Source organism: Gammaproteobacteria bacterium, from assembly GCA_029862005.1.
Lineage (GTDB): Bacteria > Pseudomonadota > Gammaproteobacteria.
This window is the reverse complement of sequence record JAOTYD010000007.1, coordinates 98,024-118,134: the sequence shown is the minus strand read 5'-3', so window position 1 is coordinate 118,134 and position 20,111 is coordinate 98,024. Positions and strand designations below refer to the sequence as shown.

The 20,111-nt window shown below is 54.0% G+C and carries 20 protein-coding genes; 9 read left to right on the top strand and 11 right to left on the bottom strand.

Features of this window, described 5'->3' with window-relative positions:
- The first annotated feature begins 28 nt into the window (after positions 1-28).
- Both ppc and OES20_07195 read left to right on the top strand, forming a co-directional pair.
- The gene (gene ppc / locus OES20_07200; protein ID MDH3634477.1) at positions 29-2,854 is read left to right on the top strand and encodes a phosphoenolpyruvate carboxylase; all 2,826 of its coding nucleotides are present in this window, start codon (positions 29-31) and stop codon (positions 2,852-2,854) included.
- A 48-nt stretch (positions 2,855-2,902) separates the two neighbouring features.
- Positions 2,903-3,772, top strand: a complete 870-nt coding sequence (locus OES20_07195) for a fumarylacetoacetate hydrolase family protein (protein MDH3634476.1) — start codon at positions 2,903-2,905, stop codon at positions 3,770-3,772.
- A gap of 55 nt (positions 3,773-3,827) precedes the next feature.
- On the opposite strand, the gene OES20_07190 is transcribed toward OES20_07195, so the two are convergent.
- The gene (locus OES20_07190) at positions 3,828-5,000 is read right to left on the bottom strand and encodes an MFS transporter (GenBank protein ID MDH3634475.1); all 1,173 of its coding nucleotides are present in this window, start codon (positions 4,998-5,000) and stop codon (positions 3,828-3,830) included.
- A 34-nt stretch (positions 5,001-5,034) separates the two neighbouring features.
- On the opposite strand from OES20_07190, the gene OES20_07185 reads away from it, so the two are divergent.
- The gene (locus OES20_07185; protein MDH3634474.1) at positions 5,035-5,643 is read left to right on the top strand and encodes a LysE/ArgO family amino acid transporter; all 609 of its coding nucleotides are present in this window, start codon (positions 5,035-5,037) and stop codon (positions 5,641-5,643) included.
- A gap of 36 nt (positions 5,644-5,679) precedes the next feature.
- Here OES20_07185 and OES20_07180 read toward each other — a convergent pair whose 3' ends face one another.
- The 9 genes from OES20_07180 to OES20_07140 all read right to left on the bottom strand — a co-directional run bounded on the left by OES20_07180 (position 5,680) and on the right by OES20_07140 (position 11,234).
- The gene (locus OES20_07180; protein MDH3634473.1) at positions 5,680-6,420 is read right to left on the bottom strand and encodes a sulfite exporter TauE/SafE family protein; all 741 of its coding nucleotides are present in this window, start codon (positions 6,418-6,420) and stop codon (positions 5,680-5,682) included.
- A gap of 15 nt (positions 6,421-6,435) precedes the next feature.
- Entirely contained in the window at positions 6,436-6,894 is a 459-nt protein-coding gene (locus tag OES20_07175; protein MDH3634472.1) for a hypothetical protein, read from the bottom strand.
- A 19-nt stretch (positions 6,895-6,913) separates the two neighbouring features.
- On the bottom strand, positions 6,914-7,432 hold the full coding sequence (locus tag OES20_07170; protein MDH3634471.1) for a protein tyrosine phosphatase: 519 nt from the start codon (positions 7,430-7,432) through the stop codon (positions 6,914-6,916).
- A 7-nt stretch (positions 7,433-7,439) separates the two neighbouring features.
- The gene (locus OES20_07165; GenBank protein ID MDH3634470.1) at positions 7,440-8,117 is read right to left on the bottom strand and encodes a hypothetical protein; all 678 of its coding nucleotides are present in this window, start codon (positions 8,115-8,117) and stop codon (positions 7,440-7,442) included.
- A gap of 9 nt (positions 8,118-8,126) precedes the next feature.
- Entirely contained in the window at positions 8,127-8,618 is a 492-nt protein-coding gene (locus OES20_07160; GenBank protein ID MDH3634469.1) for a GNAT family N-acetyltransferase, read from the bottom strand.
- Positions 8,596-9,027, bottom strand: a complete 432-nt coding sequence (locus tag OES20_07155) for a GNAT family N-acetyltransferase (protein MDH3634468.1) — start codon at positions 9,025-9,027, stop codon at positions 8,596-8,598. Before OES20_07155 ends, OES20_07160 begins: the two co-directional genes overlap by 23 nt.
- Complete coding sequence (locus tag OES20_07150; GenBank protein MDH3634467.1) at positions 9,024-9,950, bottom strand: PhzF family phenazine biosynthesis protein; 927 nt, start codon at positions 9,948-9,950, stop codon at positions 9,024-9,026. Before OES20_07150 ends, OES20_07155 begins: the two co-directional genes overlap by 4 nt.
- 126 nt (positions 9,951-10,076) lie before the next feature.
- Complete coding sequence (locus tag OES20_07145) at positions 10,077-10,913, bottom strand: isocitrate lyase/phosphoenolpyruvate mutase family protein (protein ID MDH3634466.1); 837 nt, start codon at positions 10,911-10,913, stop codon at positions 10,077-10,079.
- A complete protein-coding gene (locus OES20_07140) occupies positions 10,914-11,234 on the bottom strand; it encodes a zinc-ribbon domain-containing protein (protein MDH3634465.1) in 321 nt (106 codons plus the stop codon).
- Positions 11,235-11,605: 371 nt separating this feature from the next.
- Between OES20_07140 and ftsH the strand changes: the two genes are divergently transcribed.
- Entirely contained in the window at positions 11,606-13,489 is a 1,884-nt protein-coding gene (gene ftsH / locus OES20_07135) for an ATP-dependent zinc metalloprotease FtsH (GenBank protein MDH3634464.1), read from the top strand.
- Between the two features lie 15 nt (positions 13,490-13,504).
- On the top strand, positions 13,505-14,167 hold the full coding sequence (locus tag OES20_07130; protein ID MDH3634463.1) for a protein-L-isoaspartate(D-aspartate) O-methyltransferase: 663 nt from the start codon (positions 13,505-13,507) through the stop codon (positions 14,165-14,167).
- 4 nt (positions 14,168-14,171) lie between these two features.
- Here the strand turns inward: OES20_07130 and OES20_07125 are convergent, their stop codons facing one another.
- Positions 14,172-16,016 (bottom strand): adenosylcobalamin-dependent ribonucleoside-diphosphate reductase, encoded by a 1,845-nt coding sequence (locus OES20_07125; protein ID MDH3634462.1) that lies wholly within the window; start codon positions 16,014-16,016, stop codon positions 14,172-14,174.
- Positions 16,017-16,211: 195 nt separating this feature from the next.
- Here OES20_07125 and OES20_07120 point away from each other — a divergent pair, with 195 nt between their 5' ends.
- Genes OES20_07120 through OES20_07105 form a run of 4 tightly spaced genes read left to right on the top strand, consistent with a single transcriptional unit; the run spans position 16,212 to position 20,085 of the window.
- Positions 16,212-16,991, top strand: a complete 780-nt coding sequence (locus OES20_07120) for an ABC transporter ATP-binding protein (protein MDH3634461.1) — start codon at positions 16,212-16,214, stop codon at positions 16,989-16,991.
- 20 nt (positions 16,992-17,011) lie between these two features.
- Positions 17,012-17,692, top strand: coding sequence for an ABC transporter ATP-binding protein (locus OES20_07115; protein ID MDH3634460.1), 681 nt, complete (start codon positions 17,012-17,014; stop codon positions 17,690-17,692).
- Positions 17,693-18,715: a branched-chain amino acid ABC transporter permease gene (locus OES20_07110; GenBank protein ID MDH3634459.1), complete on the top strand. Its 1,023-nt coding sequence runs from the start codon at positions 17,693-17,695 to the stop codon at positions 18,713-18,715. It abuts the gene before it with no gap.
- Positions 18,712-20,085, top strand: a complete 1,374-nt coding sequence (locus OES20_07105; protein MDH3634458.1) for a branched-chain amino acid ABC transporter permease — start codon at positions 18,712-18,714, stop codon at positions 20,083-20,085. Before OES20_07110 ends, OES20_07105 begins: the two co-directional genes overlap by 4 nt.
- Positions 20,086-20,111 lie beyond the last annotated feature (26 nt).

The window sequence follows — 20,111 nt, the reverse complement described above, 5'->3', positions numbered from 1 at the left end:
TGTGAAATCAAAAATCCGGGTCAAGTTTATGTCTGTCGCTAGCACCAGCTTCCATGCCAAGTCGGACCAGGAATTGCGTTCCAGGGTAAAGCTGCTCGGCAAGCTGGTTGGCAACGTACTGCTCAAGCACGAAAGCCCGGATGTTTTTCACGCGGTCGAGTCGCTGCGCACCGGTTTTATTCAGTTGCGGAAACGCGACAGTGAAGCGCGACGCGCGGCATTAATAAAGCTCATCGCAGGACTCAGCCCCGAAGTCATAAGCCAGGTGGTCAGGGCATTTACGCTGTACTTCAACCTGGTCAATATTGCCGAAGAGGATTTTTTGCATCGCTTACGCCGCATTTCGGTACAGGAACATGGACATGCCGCCTGGGTAGGCTCGTTTCATCATACGCTCGAGGAATTCAGGGATCAGGGTACCGGCATCGGCGAATTACAAAGTCTGTTTGACAAGCTTCTCTACAAGCCGGTTTTTACCGCGCATCCGACCGAGTCTCGACGACGCACGGTCATGCATCATCAGCGCGAAGTCTTTCTGATCATCGACAAACTTACCGATCCTCGCCTCAGCCAGATTGAGCGCGATGACCTGGTCGATGCGCTACAGCTTCAAATCGAAACCCTGTGGATGACCAATGAAGTTCGCAGCAGCAAGCCAAGCGTCACCGATGAAATCAAGATGGGAATGCACTATTTTCAACGCAGCCTGTTCGAAGCCGTCAAGATTGATTATCGACATCTCGAACGTGCCATCATCAACACCTATGGTGAAGACGAGTATGGAAATCCGGTGATTTCCGTTCCCAGTTTCATCGAATTTGGCTCCTGGATCGGCGGTGATCGTGATGGTAATCCCTATGTTACGCCGGAAGTCACCCGCACCGCGCTGCGCATGCAGGCCGAAGAAATCCTGGGTGAGCATGTTCGTTTAACCTATCACCTCGCCCAGGTCTTGACGATGTCTACCCGCTGGTTCACCCCCGGCGAAGAATTCTTACGCAGATTGAACCTGGACGAGGCCATGGGCGTGAAGTCCTTTGACCAGCGACGCGATCAGTTCAACGACGAGGTGTATCGACGCAAGCTTTACCACATGCACTACCGGCTCAAGAAAAACCTGGCCGTGATTCGCAACCAGATGCGCAACCTTGAAACCCCGGCAGCCGATCACGCCTACCACGGCGCACAGGAATATCTCGATGATCTTTACTCGATACGTGATTCACTGATTAGTCACGGCGACTTCGCCGCCGCCAATGGAGATCTCAAGGACGTGATTCGAATTGCCGAAACCTTCGGCTTTCACCTGGTGTCTCTCGACGTACGCCAGGAATCCTCGCGCCATACCCGGGCTGTCCATGAAATTTTGCACCTCGCTGATGGTGTCGACTACGAGAAACTGGATGAAACTCAGCGGCTGGCGCTACTCGCAGAACAGATAGAAACCGGTATCAAGCCGGTATTCGATAAGAGCCAGCTCGATGAAACAAATCACCAGACGCTGGAGGTATTCGAGACCATTCGTGACATGCGTGAGCAAATCGGTCAGCGCTGTATCGGCAGTTATGTCATTTCGATGACTCATTGCGCCAGCCATATCATGGAAGTGATGTATCTCGGATTTGTTGTCGGTCTGGCGGGCAGGCAAACCGACGGTTTCTTTTGCAGCCTCGAAATCGCACCCTTGTTCGAAACCATTGAGGATCTCGGTCATATCGACGTCGTATTAGACAGCCTGCTACAAAATGAAGCTTACAAGCAACTGCTATTGCAGACCGGGGGCACGCAGGAAGTTATGCTGGGGTACTCGGATTCCTGCAAGGATGGCGGGATAATGTCCGCCGCCTGGGGACTTTACCAGGCACAGCAAAAGGTGGTTCAGATCAGCGCTCGCCACGAAGTGAAATGCCGCATATTCCACGGTCGTGGTGGTACCATTACCCGGGGCGGCGGACCCACGCATGATGCCATCATGTCACAACCACCACGGACCGTGCTCGGTCAAATCAAGTTTACCGAACAGGGCGAAGTGCTGTCCCATAAGTACGGTAATGCTGAAACTGCAAATTACGAGCTGGCAATGGGCATCACCGGGCTTATGAAAGCCAGTATCGGATCACGTCGCGAAGCCGAGGCAAACTACCAGCAGTACCACCCCGTGATGCAGGAACTGGCCGACTTGTCGGAGCAGTATTATCGAGAGCTGACAGACCATACCGAGGATTTCTTCGAGTATTTCTACGAGACAACCCCGGTCAGTGAAATCGGTTTGATGAACATAGGCTCGCGTCCGTCGCATCGACGCAAGGGCGATCTGTCGAAGTCATCGGTACGCGCGATTCCGTGGGTTTTCGGCTGGAGCATGTCACGCACCACAATGCCGGCATGGTACGGGGTTGGTTATGCGATAGAAACGTGGTTAAACACCAGATCCCATAAACTGAAACAGCTGCGCGACATGGACCGGCACTGGCCCTTCTTCGCCGCGATGATCAGTAACCTGCAAATGTCGTTATTCAAATCCGATATGCGTATCGCACTGGATTACAGCAAGCTTTGCGACGACCGTGAGCTTGCCGACTCGATTTATCACATACTCATGCAGGAGAACAGGCGCAGCATCGATACAGTGCTGCAGGTTGCCGACCTCAAACAGCTACTGGCTAACGACCCGGTGCTCACCCTTTCGTTGTCACGACGCGATCCCTACCTTGATCCGCTCGCTTATTTACAGATAGATTTACTGAAGAAATATCGCGATGAAAGCCAGTCAGAGGCAGATCGTATGCAATGGCAGGCCGCGTTATTGAGTTCCATTAACGGTATTGCAGCCGGGCTGCGTAACACCGGGTAAGCTGATATCACCCAATAATTCCAGGCCGTAAACAACAGGGTAAATAATATGAAACTAGTCAGCTATCAGTCAGCCGACAACGAGACTCACCTCGGCGCAATACAGGGTGATCAAGTTGTCAATTTGCATCAGGCCAGCGGTGGAAAATTGCCGAACGACATGCTTGAGTTTCTCAAGTCCGGTGAAATCGCAATGCAGGCTGCAATCGAAGTACTTACTGAAAACCATGAAGGATTAGCCGCGAAATCGGTGAACCTGCTATCGCCAGTGCCCAATCCCAGCAAGGTCGTCGCAATCGGTTTGAACTACATGGACCATATTAGAGAAGCCGACATTGGTGTTCCCGAACTCGCGACCATGTTTTGTAAATTCCCGTCCTCGATTATTGGCTGCGATGCCCACATCCGCTGGTCGAGTGCGCTGACACAACAGGTCGATTATGAAGCCGAACTGGCGGTGGTCATCGGCAAGGCGGCGCGGAATGTCAGTGAAGCCGAGGCCTACGGTTACATCGCCGGTTACATGAACTGCAACGATGTCAGTGCCCGCGACCTGCAGTTTCGACCCGGCGATCAGTGGCTGCGCGGCAAATGCCTGGACAGTTTTTGCCCGCTCGGCCCCTGGCTCGTTACCACCGACGAAATCGAAGATCCGCATAACCTGTCGATCCGCTGCAGTCTGAATGGTCAGCTCATGCAGGATTCGAATACACGCGAAATGATTTACCGTATCCCCTACCTGATCCAGTACCTGAGCGAAGCTTTTACCCTGCTGCCCGGTGACGTCATAGCCACCGGTACTCCTCATGGCGTTGGCGCATTTCGGGATCCGCCGATCTGGCTCGGCGACGGGGATATTGTGACGGTTGAAATCGAGGGCCTGGGTGTGCTCAGCAATCGCTGCATGATCAGTGACTGAACCCGCTATTTTAACCCTGTCTCGCGGTGACGGGGCCGGGCTTTGTCGAAAAAGTTCAACTGGTCGAAAAAACAGTTTCCATACCGCGTTCCGGCGCACCCGGCACCAACTGTGACAGTAGCAGCGACGCAAATGCAATGGCCGCACCGATAATGAATACCAGGGACGGTGACACCACCCACAGCAGGCCCAGTGCAAATGGAAGCACCACGGCGGCGATATGGTTAATGGTAAAAGAAACCCCGGCAGTGGCAGCCATATCGGCCGGATCGGCAATTTTTTTCAGGTAACTCTTGAGCGCGATCGCCATCGCGAAAAAGATGTGATCAACGATATAAAGTGATGCCGCGAACCAGGCGTTTTCGGCAAATGCATAAGCCGTAAAAATAATCACGAGGCCCGTGTACTCGAGGGTCAAGGTGCGCTTCTCCCCCCAGTAACTCACGAGACGACCGATGCGAGGTGCCAGGTAAATCGTCAGTACTCCGTTGACCAGGAATAGCAGCGTCATTTGTCCCACCGTGAAACCGAACTTCTCGACCATCAGGAAGCCGGCAAAGACCACAAAGATCTGCCGTCGCGCACCCGACAGGAAAATCAACAGGTAGTAAAGCCAGTAGCGTTTGCGCAGCACCATATGCTTGTTTTGTTCGGCTTCACCCGTGAAATGCGGGCAGCCGAAATACATTACGCAGGCGAGCAATAGCGTTCCACAACCAAACAGCAGGTATACCCACAGGTAATCGAGTGCCAGCCATTCGGCCAGTATGTAAATGGCGGCAAATACCGCGAGGCCGGTAAACGCGCCGACCGCGATTTGTCGACCAAGCACCTGCGGCAGGCGCTCACGGCTGATGAGCTGCAGCGACAGCGATTGCGAGATGGTTTCCGCGTAGTGGAATCCCACCGACATCAGCACCGTCGTAAAATAGAGTCCCAGCACCGAGGGCAACATGCCGGTAATCGCGGTGCCGATGCCCAGTGCCAGCAACGATACGAAAGCAATGGTTTGCTCGCGCATCAGGACCAGCAGGAATACCACTCCAAAAGCCAGAAAACCCGGAACCTCGCGCAGGCTTTGCATGATACCGATTTCGATCCCGGTAAAACCTACCTGCTCGATCGCAAAGTTATTAATCAGCGCCTGCCAGCTGGCGAAGCTGATCGGAACCGCCGCGGCGAACAGGTAAAGAAAAACCTCGGGTTTTTGCAGGTGCTGCTTTAACATGCGCGCATTCTGGACCGTAATCGAGTTTTGTTCAATGCACGCACTGGTGTTCGGCTTCTCGCTCGGATTATCGCTGATTCTGGCGATCGGAGCACAGAACGCGTTTGTACTCAAGCAAGGTTTAAAGAACGAGCATGTCTTGCTGATATGCCTCATTTGCGCACTGTCCGACGCGGCGCTTATCCTCATCGGCGTCAGTGGATTTCACGTACTGGTGGCGTCGTTTCCCTCGCTGGTAAACATCGCAAGATTCGGTGGCGCCGCGTTTTTGTTCATCTACGGATTGATCAGTTTCTATAACGCTGCGCGTGTGCAGCAAGGTTTGCAGCCAAGCGAAATCAAGAGCAGTAGCGCATGGCAGTCGGTACTGACCTGCCTGGCCTTCACCTGGCTTAATCCGCATGTCTATCTCGATACGGTGGTTTTACTGGGCTCGGTTTCGAGCCAGTTTGGCGCGCAGGTTACCTGGTTTGCGGCAGGTGCCACGACTGCATCCTTCGTATTTTTCTTTGCGCTCGGGTATGGTGCGCGCCTGCTACGCCCCCTGTTTGCCAGGGCCAGGTCATGGCAAATTCTGGATATTCTGATCGGATGCATTATGTGGGGAATCGCGCTGCGGCTGGTGTTTATGACCGGAACCTGAAGCCACGCGGGCGACATTCCGCCAGGCCCCGACCTTCTAGATCGACCTGACAACCAGGTAAGCACCGAGAGCCAGCAACGCAACAAAGAAAATTTTTCGGAACAGAACCTCGGGGAGCTGTCGGCGTATTTTCTGGCCCAGCATCATACCAACCAGGGCCGGCACTATCGCGCTGGCGGAATACAAACCGAGTTCAAGGTTCAACAGGTCATTGGTCTGCAAAGCAACCGCAAGTGCGAGTGTCGATACCAGGTACAGCATTCCCATCGACTGCACCAGCATGTCACGCGGCAAATCCAGGGCTTGCAGATAAATGGTTCCCGGTACTACCGATGACCCGGTCATTCCGGTAATGATTCCGTTGACAACGCCAACCATGGGACCGAGCCAGGTTTCGAAGCCTGGTGAAACCTTGAAATGAACTCCGAGCAGACTGGCCGACGAGTATGCAATCATGACCATGCCCAGGAATGCCGTCAGCAACAACAGGTCAACTCGAGTTAATGCCATCGCACCGATCAGTACTGCAAGTGTCACTGCCACGAAAAATGGCCACAGGCGAGAGGTCAATTCACGTGCATAACCACCGACCATAGCCTGCCATATGTTGGTTGCCGTCGCAGGTGCCAACAGCAGGGCCATTGCAGTAACCAGATCTAGCGCGATAGTCAGGACGGCAAGCGCCACTACCTGGATCCCGAAACCGGTGATGCCTTTGGCAGCACCAGCAATCAGGAACGCAAGGACGACGATTGCCAGGATATTAAAATCGATCAACGGGTGATCCCATGCTCACTTCCCCGTTGCGAGCTGCTGCTTGGCCTGAATTATTTTTTGTATAGTTTCCAGAGGTAGGTTCTTGCAGTCTTCACCGTATTGAATCAAATACTGTGCGTACATGCCCTGCTCAAACATCAGGTTACTTTCCGCGATACATTCATCACGACAAGCCAGGATTTTCTGAGCCAGGTGCTCCGCATTGCTAACCGGTTCAAATTCGAAATCGGATATCAACTCGATACGGGTGATTGTCTCCAAGATCACGCAGGCCTCGGCCCAGTACCTGGCAAACGATTCCCTGCCGAAATGGCGCTGGAAAATTTCGTCCCCCTCCAGCTCGACCTCAATGAAGGGTTTACGAAACATGACGCAACAGGCGCGAACGCTTTTGATTCTGTAGCTCTTCGGAGGCCAGAAAACCAGTTCATCGATAATAGGGTTGTCCGCGTATCGATCAAGCGCTAAGTTCATGCTGGCCTGTTAGCAGCAATCATCGAGCAGGCTCGGTGGTACCAAGGATCGCCGCATGGTTGGATATCAGCCAATACTCCTGCTCGGGAGTTTCCGGTACCCGGACACCTCGCATCTTGGACACATGGGCAAAGGCCTGCCGTGGGTCCAGATCGCATTGCAGGAGTATTCCAGCGGCCAACAGCCCGGACCGTCCGATTCCCGCATGACAGTGGATCAGTGTATTCACTCCGCCGTCGACCTGTCGCAGCAACATTTTCGAGAGGCTGGCAAATTCATTTACCGACGCCGGTAATCCCATGTCCGGAATCGGAAAAGAAACGAAGTCCATGTCGTGGGCCTTAACCAGTTCACGCTCGCCTTCAAGTCCCAGCACGCGGGTCTCGCCGATTTCAAGTAACGAAACCACCATGTTTATGCCGATGCGCGCAATATTAGCGATCGATGCAGGATCGCCGGGATCAAGCGAGGGTCGCGCCATGATGGCGAAAAAACCTTTACCGATTGTTCCAACCTTGTACATTTCGGCTCGCATCATAGGTCCCTTAAAGTGCTGTCCTCAAAAAGGCCGTAATCAACGGGTGAACGCAGGACTTTAGCGCTGAACGTTCCGGTTGAAAAGCAGTACCGATAAAAAATCGGTGGCCGGGTATTTCACACAGACGCGGCTCGCCGTTGTTGCCATGCCCGCTAAATTTCAACCCGCTATCGTCGAAGATATGCATAAGCTCCCGATTAACCCCGAAACCACAATGGTACTCCTCCATTATCCTGTCGGCTTGATAAATATCACCTGCCCTCGATTCGCGCTCAATATTAATTGCCTCGGATTCATCATAAAGCCTGCAGCCGAGTGCCGTAATCACCGGCATTGTCGCACCGGGATTATCCTCGATGCTTTCGGCCGACTCTAGTCCAAGCGCATTCCTCGCATATTCAATCACGGCATGCTGAAAGCCGGCACAGGTACCAAGAAACGGTATATCATTTTCACGCGCAAACCTGATCGCGCCGATAACCGCTCCCGGTTTTTCGTAGGGACTAAAAGGAACGCACCAAATTGCATCACAATCAGGCATGACAGTCGGATCCAGTTCCCGGGTTCTAATCCAGACCTGCCCGGCTTTTGCCTTCAGTAATCGCGCCGAAAGTTCGATCGCCCGTGGAATCGCCTGGTGGGCAACAACTTTTTTATCATAGTCTCCAACGAGTAAAATTTTCATTGCATCGGGTCAGCTTTCCCAGCCGACCTGTTTCTCCATGAACACGCTGAACGGATCTGCAACGTAAGATCCGAATGGGCCGCGTTCCCGGTACCCGAGTTTGCGGTATAAGCCCAGTGCCTCGGGTTGTTTAATCCCGGTTTCGAGGCGAAACAGGCTTATCCCGCGGCTCTGCAATTCAGTCTCCAGGTGACGCATGATCTCGTTCGACAAGCCCTTCCCACGATATCGATCGAGCACGAATAACCGCTTTATTTCAGCGTAGTCAACATCGTCCTGCAGGATCCTGGCCGCGGCACTGGCTACGAGTTCTCCATCGATGCGACAGCCAAGCAGAATTACGTCCGGCTTTTTCAGATCTTCGCTACTTGCGAGATGATTACTCTCGGCTGGATAAAGGTCAATATAGTACGCATCGGCAACCGCGATTAATGCCTGCACCTCAGACGAATCAGGATCGAGACTATCGATTTCCATGTTATGCGTTTTCGTTATCACCATTAATAAACGAATACATCTCGATCTCGTTGCGGTGTATCCAGCCCAGACTGGACCAGAATGCAATTCCGTCCGCGTTGGCACCGATGACATGCACATGCGATTTTTCGATGCCCTCTATTTTCAGTGCACCGAGACACAATTCGACGAGCCTGGCACCTAGACCCTGTCGGCGAATCCCGGGGGATATGGCCAGGTGCTGGATATAGCCGCGTCTGCCGTCGTGTCCAGCCATCAAGGTGCCAAGGATACCGGTCCTGTCCTCGGCAACGAAACTGAGCCCGGGATTACGTCGCAGGTACTTTTCCATGCCTTCGCGGGAGTCTGCGTCGCGCAGGCTGAGGCCGCCACATCCACGCCATAGCGCGATGACGCCATCGTAATCGCTAATTTTCAGGTTGCGGAAATTCATACGGCAGATATGTTAACGGATTGATTCGCTGAAGCAACTTTCCGGTCGCAGAACAGGAAACCACGCCTCACATGTCTGTCCCTACAAAAAACCGTGCCGTCAACCAGAATGTGGCTCTGCCCCCCAATCTTGGCCTCGTGCTGATCTACCGGAATTATAGACACGCGTCCCAGGCGCCCGATACAAGTACCCTGCGCCACGGTAACCGCTGAATTGAGACGACCTTCCACCTGTAACCAGTGGGCGAGCGCGGCATTGAGCGAACCGGTAATCGGGTCTTCACGCATGCCGCTAGACGGTGCGAGCATGCGCACTTCATAGTCACATTCGCTGCCCACAGGGTGCGCACCGATCAACCCGATTCCCTTGAAAACCGGCCAGTGCACGCGGGCGGAATCAAGCTTCAAAACGGTCTCGGCTGACTCCAGCTGCAGTGCCTGCCACACCGACCCATTATCCAGTTCCGCGCTGTGCAGGATTTTGTCGCGAGGTATTTCCAGCTGATTGACAATTGCCTCGAAACGATCAGAGTGCATCGCCCTTATTTTGGTGGGGGGCGCCAAGAATGCCGGCAGTTCTGGATTGCTGATATCGATTTCGACGATCCCGACACCACACTCCTGCCTGACAATCCCGGTTTCGCGCGGCGTTGCGCCACAGTGCAACCAGGCCGCGCAGCTTCCCAGAGTCGGGTGACCGGCAAACAACATTTCCCGTGCAGGCGTAAATATTTTCAGCCGGTAATCGGCGCCTGTATCTTGTGAAGGCAATATGAATGTCGTCTTGGCCAGATTTGTCCACGCAGCAAACCGCTGCATGGTCTCATCCGACAGGCCTTCTCCATCGACGACAACCGCGAGCGCATTGCCAAAAGTCGGCATAGGTGTGAAAACGTCACATTGAATAAATCGACGGGTGTGCATTCTTGCTCTCCTGGAAGGCTAGATTCAAGGCGAACTTGAGCCGAATTTCACTATATCGTTTGTTTCAGGTGGCTGCCTGGTTTTTAGCGGTTACCCGGCGCCAAGACGCTTCACCATGTTTTGTGTTTATGCTTTGGTTCGTTTGGCAAATAATTCGCAAAGTTCGGCATCGGGGATTTGTTGATTGGCAAAATTAAAGCTGCCCTGCTCGAGCATTTCCTGGGCAGCATGACGGACCAGGCCCAGGGTTGCTCTTGCCAGTGAACCACCGATGCTGATACGAGTGACACCGGCGTGGCGTAATTCTGCCAGAGAAACCGGTGTGCCAGATAATCCCATTACAACGTTGACCGGCCCATCGACGGCAGCAACCAGCTCCTGTATCGTTTCACTATCTCTGATGCCAGGAACGAAAAGGCAATCGGCACCTGCTTCCCGATAACGGTTAACCCGTTCGACCGAGTCTTTAAACGGTTTCGGACTACCATACAGATAACAGTCGGCGCGCGCTGTCAGGACAAACGGGTAATCAAGTTCCGAAACGGCCTCTTTTGCAGCGCGTACGCGATCAACGGCCAACTCGATATCGTAAAGTGGATGTCTCCTATCGCCGCAATAATCCTCGATACTGGCACCAACAACCCCTGTTGCAGCAATACGCTTCATATTATCGAAAACCGCCGTGGGTGCGTCGGCATAAGCATTTTCCGAATCCATGCTAACCGGGATACAGACAGCATTGGCGATTTCGCCGGTTTCCTGCAATGCCAACTCAATTGAGACTGCTGCTTCAGCGTCCGCATAAGCATGGCTGTAAGCAATGCCTGCACTGGTAGTACCGATAGCGTTGAAACCGGATTGTTCAAGCAGAACAGCACTACCTGCATTCCAGGCATTCGCCATGATGAAACAATTCCCACCCGCATGCAGTTGCTGAAATTCGATGGCTTTTTGTTCAATCATTTAATTCTCGCTGGTTTCATCCGGTAACACATGACCTGCCGTAATTCTTGCCTGGCGTTTACGCTCGCGTTCCACCTCACGACAGGCGTTACATCGCACCGCGGTTGCAAAAAAATAGCCTCCCGCCTCTTCGTACCACCATTTCTGTTGATCCGCGTTCCAGACCTCGATTTTTCCGCAGTCAATGCATTCAAATTCGATATCGTAATAAAATTCTGGCGCCGAGTCGTAGCTATTCCCCATGTTCAGCTTCTCGGCATTGACCGGCAGACGCGAGGCTGCCTTGTTTTTAGATCTGATCTTTCGGCGTTTAACTGTCATTACCATATATTCAATTGCCTCAAAAATTAATCCAATAAGTGAATATTATTTAACCTCATCAATAATTAATTTATTTTATGGTTAGCAGTGCTGCGGTTCCATCCTAATCCTCCCGGATTTTCTGCCTCATCGAGGAAAAACACCAGCCCCACCTTCCACGACAACGGTTCACGACCGAACGCTGTTTCACGGGATATAATTGATCAGAGTCAGTTGAGATCGAAATTCATTTGATCTTTGAGCGATATACTGTCAACCCAGACTTCCACCCCTGATAAACTTGGAGAATGTGAAAATGATTGATAACGAATCGAAAATGGCTGCTTAAAGCAGCCTCTCTGTACCGGCAAATAGAACGACAAACGACCGAGATGACCGACCAAAGACCCGCCATCAGACCAGAAGGACCGCTTAATCCCGAGCGGCAACCGCTGCCGTGGTGGCGTTATCTTGCCTGGTTTCTTGTGCTGGTTATTTTCAGCTATTACTTTTTGAACACTGAAACCAGTGAACAACAAACGCTCTCCTATAGTGAATTTAAAATCAGCGTCGCCGAAGACCAGGTCGCATGGGTAAGATTACAGGGCGACCAGGTTATGGGCGAATTCCGTCAACCCCGCATGGCTTCAGCAAAAGGCGACGCTTTATCCACTCACTTTGTGACCACCCTGCCGCCGGTACAGGATCCAGAACTGATCCCGCTGCTCGAACAGCACGATGTCGAAATACAGGCGGTTTCGGGTGAAGCTAACTGGTTGACCAAGGCACTGATCGGGGTACTACCCTGGATCCTGATCATCGGTCTGTTCTGGTACGGCAGCAGTAGAATGCAGCGCAGCCTCGGTGGTCTTGGTGGTCCATCCGGATTGTTCGATTTTGGTAAATCCAAGGCCAAGCGCTTTCGCCAGTCGGACTCAAACCTGAGCTTCGACGACGTTGCCGGACTGGAAAACGCCAAGCGGGACCTTTATGAAATTGTCGGTTACCTCAAGGATCCCGAGCACTATCGCAAGCTCGGTGCCAAAATTCCCAAGGGGATTTTGCTGATGGGCCCCCCGGGTACCGGTAAAACCCTGCTGGCCAAGGCCGTTGCCGGCGAAGCCGGGGTACCTTTCTTCAGTATCAGCGGTTCTGAATTTATTGAAATGTTTGTCGGAGTCGGTGCCTCCCGGGTCCGCGATATGTTTGCCAGCGCGCGCAAGGAAGCACCCGCCATCATATTCATCGATGAAATCGACTCGGTGGGCCGGGCAAGGGGTACCGGCCTCGGAGGTGGTCACGATGAGCGCGAGCAAACGCTGAACCAGATCCTCGGCGAAATGGATGGTTTCGATCCGCACGAAGCCGTCGTGGTGCTGGCTGCAACCAATCGACCCGACGTGCTGGATGCCGCACTGCTGCGCCCCGGGCGCTTCGATCGCAAGGTCACGCTCGACCTGCCGGACAAAAAGGCACGCCGCGCTATCCTCGCAATTCATTCAGCCGATGTGCCGCTTACCGACGATGTCGACCTGGACCGTATTGCGGCCCTGACGGTCGGGTTTTCCGGAGCAGACCTCGAGAACCTGGTTAACGAGGCCGCCTTGTTGTCGGGCCGAGAAAACCGGGAGAGCGTCGATATGGCGTCACTGCTGAACGCCCGCGACAAGGTTGTACTCGGGGGCAAGCGTGAACTGATCATTGGTGAAGACGAGAAAAATCTGGTCGCCCATCACGAGGCGGGGCACGCGCTGGTCGCCAGCCTGTTGCCAACCGCCGATCCGCTCGACAAGGTCACCATCATTCCACGTGGACGCTCACTCGGCGCCACCGAGCAGATCCCGGAAGAAGAACACTATAACCTGCGGCAAAGTTATGTACGCGATCGCATCGGCGTAATGCTGGGCGGCCGGGTCGCGGAGCAACTGGTATACGGCGAAGTCAGTTCCGGTGCCGAGGAAGACCTGAAACAGGCAACCCGCCTGGCGCGACACATGGTGACGCACTGGGGAATGAGCGAAAAGCTCGGGCCGGTCGCGTTCCGTCGCGGGGAAGAACATATTTTTCTGGGCCGGGAAATGACGCAGCAACGCGACTTCAGCGAACATACCGCGCAAATTATCGATGACGAGATTAGTCATTTACTCAAACATATCGAACAGGAAATAACGATCTTGCTGGAGCAACATCGAGCACAGCTGGAAGCCCTGGCAACGGCATTACTGGAAAAGGAAACGCTGGAAGCAGGCGAGATCCAGTCGATTTGCGGAAAGTAAAACAAGGTTAGCGACATGGCTTTTGAACGCGAACGGCAGCAAATGATCGCCGATATCGAATCCGGCGTTGCCTTCACGCGTTCAATGACGGGAAGGGATCATCTTGATCCAAGGGTTCTGGAGGCCATGCGCCGTGTACCCAGGGAGGATTTCGTACCGGATGATCTGCGTCGATCGGCCTTTCGGGACGGTGCCCTGCCCGTCGGCCATGGACAAACCATATCTCAACCTTACATGGTGGCGATAATGACCGACCTGCTCGATTTAACGCCGGATAGCGTGGTACTGGAAATCGGTACCGGAACCGGTTATCAGGCCGCAATTCTGGCCAACCTGGCGCAACAGGTATACAGCGTTGAACGGATTCCAGCACTGGCCAGGGCGGCGCAACAGAGGCTAAACGAAATGGGTTACGCCAATATCGAAGTCCGCTGCAGTGACGGTTACCTGGGTTGGCCGGAAAAGGCTCCGTTTGACGCTATCGTGGTTACCGCAGCAGCACCGGATGTCCCGGCAGCACTGCTGGAACAGCTTGGACCCGGTGGCCGTATGGTTATTCCGATCGGTTTGCCCTATAGCCACCAGGACCTCAAGCTGCTTACCCGCGACTCGCAGGGACAGGTTCACAGCAGTAAACTACTCGGCGTCGCTTTTGTGCCGATGATCGAGGGTACCTGACGCTTCAGCCGCTCTCGCGTTCCAGGCCGCAACAGCCAGCGTCTGGTGCGATTGCCAATTGGTCCTGCTGGCTCGATAAAATCGCCCCGGTCACTTCGTTGGGCCGAAAGGTAGTGCAGCCTTTTAATCCTTGCCGGTAAGCCTCGAGATAAAGATCCTTGAAGGCGCCAAACTCGTATTCACCCGGAACGTTAATGGTCTTCGAGATCGCGCTGTCGACATGTGGCTGCACTGCCGCCTGCATCGCCAGGTGTGCCCGTGGTGACAGGGAAAGCGCACTCGCGAAGTAATCGGGCAGATGCTCATTACCCTCCTGCTGCTGCCAGAGCCGCCAGGCATAATCACTGATTGTATGTTCGCGGTATTCACCATCGGCATCTCGAATCCGACGTCGGTATTGAAAATCGAATACCGGTTCAATACCGCTGGAGACATTATTCGCAAACAGGCTGATCGTGCCGGTGGGTGCGATGGCTGTCAGGTGACTGTTGCGAATGCCGTTTTCATGGATTGCCTGCTGGATGGCGTCAGGCAATCCCAGTATGAAGGGAGAGCCAGAATAGGCATCGCGTTCGAAAAACGGAAAAGCACCTTTTTCCCGGGCCAGTGCTGCCGACTCGCGATAGGCGTTAACGCAGATCTGCCGCATGACTTTCGCCGCGAGCTTGCGGGCAGATTCGTCTGCGTAGTGCAGCCCCAGCATTATCAGCATGTCGGCCAGGCCGGTAACGCCCAGGCCAATACGCCGTGAGCCCCTTGCCTGCTCAGCCTGTGCATTGAGCGGAAAACGGGATAGATCGATAACGTTATCCAGCATGCGCACGGCGATGGCAACCGTTGCTTCAAGGGCATCGAAGTCCAACCTTGCATTTGACGTGAAAGGCTGCCGCACGAAACGAGCCAGGTTGATCGAGCCGAGGTCGCAGGCGCCATAGGCCGGGAGCGGAATTTCACCACAGGGATTGGTGGCACTGATGTCTTCCCGGTAGTTGAGGTTGTTCAATTGGTTAATGCGGTCGATAAACAGTACGCCGGGTTCCGCCATGTCATAGTTAGCCTGCATGATTCGCTCCCACAACATGCGGGCGGAAACTCGTTTCACGACCCGGCAGGGAACGACCTTGTCCATGCCGGACCAGCTTCGGTGGACGATCTCCCCGTCATCCGGGCCTGGCTGATCAGCGATCACAGCGTGCGGAAATACCAGAGGCCAGGGATCATCATTCGCCAGGGCCTGCATGAATTCATCGCTGACCAGGATTGACAGGTTGAAATTACGCAGTTCGTGCGGATCACGCTTGGCGTCGATAAAGGTTTCGATATCCGGGTGATCGCAACGCAGCGTGGCCATCATCGCACCGCGTCGTGAGGCCGAGGATATCAGGGTGGCGCACATGCTATCCCAGATCCGCATAAAAGATACCGGACCCGATGCCATACTGCCGACCCGATGAGCCACCGTACCGGCCGGCCGCAAGGTCGAGAAATCGAAGCCTACACCACCACCCTGCTGCATGGTCACGGCCGCTTCTTTCAGCCCGCCGAAGATGCCCTCCATTGAATCTTCGATATGCCCCATGACGAAACAGTTAAACAGCGTGACATCGAAATCGGTGCCGGCCCCGGCGAGGATCCGTCCGCCAGGTAGAAAGTGGAAATCATTAAGAACTGAAAAAAAACGCTCGCGCCAGAGTTCCCGGTCCTGATCTTCCACCGCGGCCAGTGCCCCGGCTACCCGATGCCAGCTTGCCTGTAGCGATTTATCTAGCGCTAATCCGTCACGGACATAGCGATAACGCGTTTCCCAAATTTCGCGCGAAATATCGATATCAAACAGATTCTCGTTCATGGCTGGTTTTATCCGCTCAACTACCAAGCTTACACACCATTCCGGCTACGGGCTACCTGATCAAAGGCATCATATGCGCGTCTTCAGGGTCGATCGATTATATTTCGCGTTCATAAATCGAATTCGCTAACATGCAGTGCAACCGGACAATAATTAGTTTGTTACTGTGATTACCATGTTAGTTTACCTTGTTCGATGATTCGGATTGAAAATGTTTGCAAGCACTTTGGTGGCTTGAAAGCGGTCGATCATGTCTCGATAGAGATTGCCGAGGGTTCGATCACCGGCCTGATCGGCCCCAACGGAGCTGGCAAGACGACGCTGTTCAATACCATAGCCGGGCTCTACGAGCCGAGCGCAGGTCGAATTTATCTCGATGATGAAGAAATTACCGGTCTCAAGCCACATCAACTGTTCAACAAGGGTCTGCTGCGCACTTTCCAGATAGCACAAGAATTTACAAGGTTGTCGGTAGTCGAAAACCTGATGATGGTGCCGGCGCATCAATCCGGGGAAAACCTGGTTAATGCATGGTTTCGACGCCGGCAGGTCGATCGCGAAGAACAGCGCATCAATGAACGCGCGATGGAGGTGATCGAATTTCTGAACCTCGGTCACATCGCCGACGAAATTGCCGGCAATCTATCCGGGGGACAAAAGAAACTGCTTGAACTCGGTCGAACCATGATGGTTGATGCCAAGGTGGTTTTTCTGGACGAGGTCGGTGCCGGCGTGAATCGAACCCTGTTGCGCGAGATCGGCGATGCGATTATCAAGCTAAACCGCGAAAAGAATTACACCTTCTGCATGATCGAGCATGACATGGACTTCATCTCGCGTCTTTGTGAGCCGGTGATCTGCATGGCCGAGGGTGCGGTGCTGGCGCAGGGTACGGCTGACGAGGTAAAAAATAACGAGGAGGTCATCGAGGCCTATCTCGGGCGCGGTTTGAAAAACAAGGGAGCGATCGCGTGAGTTTTCTCAGCGGAGAAAACATGGTTGGCGGTTATGGCGGGGCGGATATTCTCAAGGGCTGCAGCATCGATGTCAACGAGGGTGAAATCGCGGTCATCGTCGGTCCTAATGGCGCCGGAAAGTCGACCGCCATGCGTGCCCTGCTCGGCATGCTCGACCTGAAACAGGGTGAAATAAAGTTTCGCGGCAAAGACATATCGCGGCTGTCACCGCAGGATCGCATCGCCGAGGGAATTGCTTTCGTCCCGCAGATAAGCAACGTATTTACTAGCATGACCGTACTCGAAAATCTCGAAATGGGTGCATTTCTGCGTAATGACGATATCAGTGAAACACTCGAACAAATTTACGCGTTGTTCCCGATCCTGGGGGATAAAAAAGATCAACTTGCCGGCGAGCTCTCCGGCGGACAACGCCAGCAGGTTGCAGTCGGGCGTGCGCTGATGTCACAGCCCGAAGTACTGATGCTCGATGAACCCACTGCCGGGGTCTCACCAATCGTCATGGACGAGTTGTTCGATCGCATTCTCGAAGTGCGACAAACCGGTGTCGCGATTCTCATGGTTGAGCAAAACGCTCGCCAGGCACTGCATATCGCCGATCGCGGGTTTGTAATGGTGATCGGCGAGAATCGCCATACCGATACCGGTGCGGCGTTGCTCGCCGATCCGGAAGTGCGACGCTCCTTCCTCGGGGGTTAAATGGAAGCCGTTACCGATTTTGCCAGCGCGGTGGTCCTGTTACTCAACTTTGTCATAATCCCGGGACTGTCATACGGTTCGCAACTCGCGCTCGGTGCACTTGGTATTACACTGGTGTTCGGCATCCTGCGTTTTGCCAACTTCGCCCACGGCGATACCATGGCTTTCGGCACCATGATTACAATCCTGGTGACCTGGTGGCTGCAGGCGCAAGGTATCAACCTCGGGCCCCTGCCGACCGCCCTGCTGGCACTGCCGATCGGCATCGTGGCGACCATCCTGTTGCTCGTGGCCACTGACAAAACCGTCTACCGTTACTACCGGCATAACAAGGCCGTGCCGGTAACCTTCATGATCGCTTCGATGGGTGTCATGTTCATGACCAACGGTATCGTGCGCTTCGTCATCGGGCCCAACGACCAGCGTTTTCTCGACGGCGAGAGATTTATCGTGCGTGCCCGCGACTTCAAATCCATGACTGGTTTAAGCGAGGGGCTCAGTATCAAAGTCTCGCAAGGACTGACGATCGTGATCGCCATTATCCTGGTCGCCCTGTTATTCTGGTTTTTACAAAAAACCCGCACCGGTAAGGCGATGCGTGCTTTTTCCGATAACGAGGACCTGGCGCTGTTATCGGGTGTCGATCCCGACAGGGTTGTAATGGTGACGTGGATCATTACCGCCATCCTCGCAACTATCGCGGGCACGCTCTACGGTCTCGACAAAAGCTTCAAACCGTTCACCTACCTGCAGCTATTGCTTCCCATGTTCGCGGCCGCAATCGTTGGTGGTATCGGCAATCCGATCGGCGCCATTGTCGGTGGTTACGTGATCGCATTCTCCGAAGTCATTGTCACCTATGCCTACAAGAAGGTTTTCATCTACCTGTTACCGCAAAGCCTCGAACCAGACGGCCTTTTGCAACTGCTGTCGACCGATTACAAGTTCGCGGTATCATTTGTCATCCTGGTGCTGGTGCTACTGGTAAGACCGACCGGCATACTCAGGGGCAAGGTGTTATGAGTAATTCGCGAAAAACCCAGCTCGCCTTTGCCCTGGTCGCGGTGTTACTGATCATCATCGGTGTGGTGCAGTCCTGGAATGTGTCGCTAGGAATCCTCAATCTATGCCTGATATCGGCACTGATGGCGCTCGGCGTCAACATGCAATGGGGATATGCAGGACTACTCAACGTCGGCGTAATGGGATTTGCGGCACTGGGCGGTATGAGCGCTGTACTGGTTTCCCAGGCTCCCATCGCCGAAGCGTGGCAAGCGAGCTGGAGCCGGTTGTTAGTCGCCGCACTTTGTTTTGCCGCGACCATTGCGTTATCGATCCTGTGTTTTCGCAAACTCGCAGCTGGTCGGCGTCGTGGCCTGGCCTTGACGGTGGTCATTGTCGCCGGCCTCGCGCTGACCCGCCTGTTCCTCGACCCCGCGGTTTCCGCGATCGAATCGATCGAGCCCGCCAAGACAGGATTTCTTGGCGGCATGGGATTACCCATAATTTTTTCCTGGATATTTGGTGGTCTCGTTGCGGCTGGAATTGCCTGGTGTATCGGTAAGGTAGCGCTGGGCTTGCGCGCCGATTACCTCGCCATCGCCACGCTTGGTATTTCCGAGATTATTCTTGCCGTTTTGAAAAATGAAGACTGGCTTACCCGCGGGGTTAAAAATGTAACCGGTTTAACGCGGCCGGTACCTTACGAGATCGACCTGCAAACCGCTCCCTGGTTTATCGAAATGATCAGCTGGTGGCATCGCGGTTCGCTCGAGGTTCTAGCCGAAGCAGATCAACAACAGGCGCTTAAACAGTTTGTCATCGACGGATCAAGCATCTTCGTCAAGCTCTGTTACACCGGGCTGTTTGCCGGTGTACTGATCATCATCCTGCTGCTCAGCGTCAAGGCACTCCATTCGCCCTGGGGACGAATGATGCGGGCAATCCGCGATAATGAAACTGCAGCCGGGGCCATGGGCAAGGATGTCACCCGGCGGCATCTTGAGATTTTCGTAATCGGTTCCGCGGTCATCGGAATCGCGGGCGCGATGCTGACCACGCTGGACGGACAGTTCACACCGACTTCCTATCAACCGCTGCGCTATACCTTCCTGATCTGGGTCATGGTTATCGTCGGCGGCTCGGGCAATAACATGGGTTCAGTCCTCGGCGGATTTTTAATCTGGCTGGTCTGGATAGAAGCCGAACCAATCGGGGTATGGATAATGGAGTTCGGCACCAGCTGGCTCGATGAAGGCAATGCCATTCGCGTTCACCTGATCGAAAATGCCCAGCACATGCGGCTGTTCTTCATGGGCCTGGTGCTGCTACTGGTACTGCGATTCAGCCCCGGCGGCATTCTGCCCGAGACCATCAGAAAACAGGGGGCATAAAAAAGCCCGGCCACGAAAACCGGGCC

Excerpts from the sequence above, each read along its gene's own strand:
- OES20_07145 (MDH3634466.1), bottom strand. The coding sequence starts at position 10,913 with ATGATTGAACAAAAAGCCATCGAATTTCAGCAACTGCATGCGGGTGGG.
- OES20_07185 (MDH3634474.1), top strand. The coding sequence starts at position 5,035 with ATGCACGCACTGGTGTTCGGCTTCTCGCTCGGATTATCGCTGATTCTG.
- OES20_07120 (MDH3634461.1), top strand. The coding sequence starts at position 16,212 with ATGATTCGGATTGAAAATGTTTGCAAGCACTTTGGTGGCTTGAAAGCG.
- OES20_07115 (MDH3634460.1), top strand. The coding sequence starts at position 17,012 with ATGGTTGGCGGTTATGGCGGGGCGGATATTCTCAAGGGCTGCAGCATC.
- OES20_07160 (MDH3634469.1), bottom strand. The coding sequence starts at position 8,618 with ATGGTGATAACGAAAACGCATAACATGGAAATCGATAGTCTCGATCCT.
- ppc (MDH3634477.1), top strand. The coding sequence starts at position 29 with ATGTCTGTCGCTAGCACCAGCTTCCATGCCAAGTCGGACCAGGAATTG.
- OES20_07170 (MDH3634471.1), bottom strand. The coding sequence starts at position 7,432 with ATGATGCGAGCCGAAATGTACAAGGTTGGAACAATCGGTAAAGGTTTT.
- OES20_07150 (MDH3634467.1), bottom strand. The coding sequence starts at position 9,950 with ATGCACACCCGTCGATTTATTCAATGTGACGTTTTCACACCTATGCCG.
- OES20_07165 (MDH3634470.1), bottom strand. The coding sequence starts at position 8,117 with ATGAAAATTTTACTCGTTGGAGACTATGATAAAAAAGTTGTTGCCCAC.
- OES20_07155 (MDH3634468.1), bottom strand. The coding sequence starts at position 9,027 with ATGAATTTCCGCAACCTGAAAATTAGCGATTACGATGGCGTCATCGCG.
- OES20_07140 (MDH3634465.1), bottom strand. The coding sequence starts at position 11,234 with ATGACAGTTAAACGCCGAAAGATCAGATCTAAAAACAAGGCAGCCTCG.
- OES20_07195 (MDH3634476.1), top strand. The coding sequence starts at position 2,903 with ATGAAACTAGTCAGCTATCAGTCAGCCGACAACGAGACTCACCTCGGC.
- ftsH (MDH3634464.1), top strand. The coding sequence starts at position 11,606 with ATGACCGACCAAAGACCCGCCATCAGACCAGAAGGACCGCTTAATCCC.
- OES20_07190 (MDH3634475.1), bottom strand. The coding sequence starts at position 5,000 with ATGTTAAAGCAGCACCTGCAAAAACCCGAGGTTTTTCTTTACCTGTTC.
- OES20_07130 (MDH3634463.1), top strand. The coding sequence starts at position 13,505 with ATGGCTTTTGAACGCGAACGGCAGCAAATGATCGCCGATATCGAATCC.
- OES20_07105 (MDH3634458.1), top strand. The coding sequence starts at position 18,712 with ATGAGTAATTCGCGAAAAACCCAGCTCGCCTTTGCCCTGGTCGCGGTG.
- OES20_07175 (MDH3634472.1), bottom strand. The coding sequence starts at position 6,894 with ATGAACTTAGCGCTTGATCGATACGCGGACAACCCTATTATCGATGAA.
- OES20_07110 (MDH3634459.1), top strand. The coding sequence starts at position 17,693 with ATGGAAGCCGTTACCGATTTTGCCAGCGCGGTGGTCCTGTTACTCAAC.
- OES20_07125 (MDH3634462.1), bottom strand. The coding sequence starts at position 16,016 with ATGAACGAGAATCTGTTTGATATCGATATTTCGCGCGAAATTTGGGAA.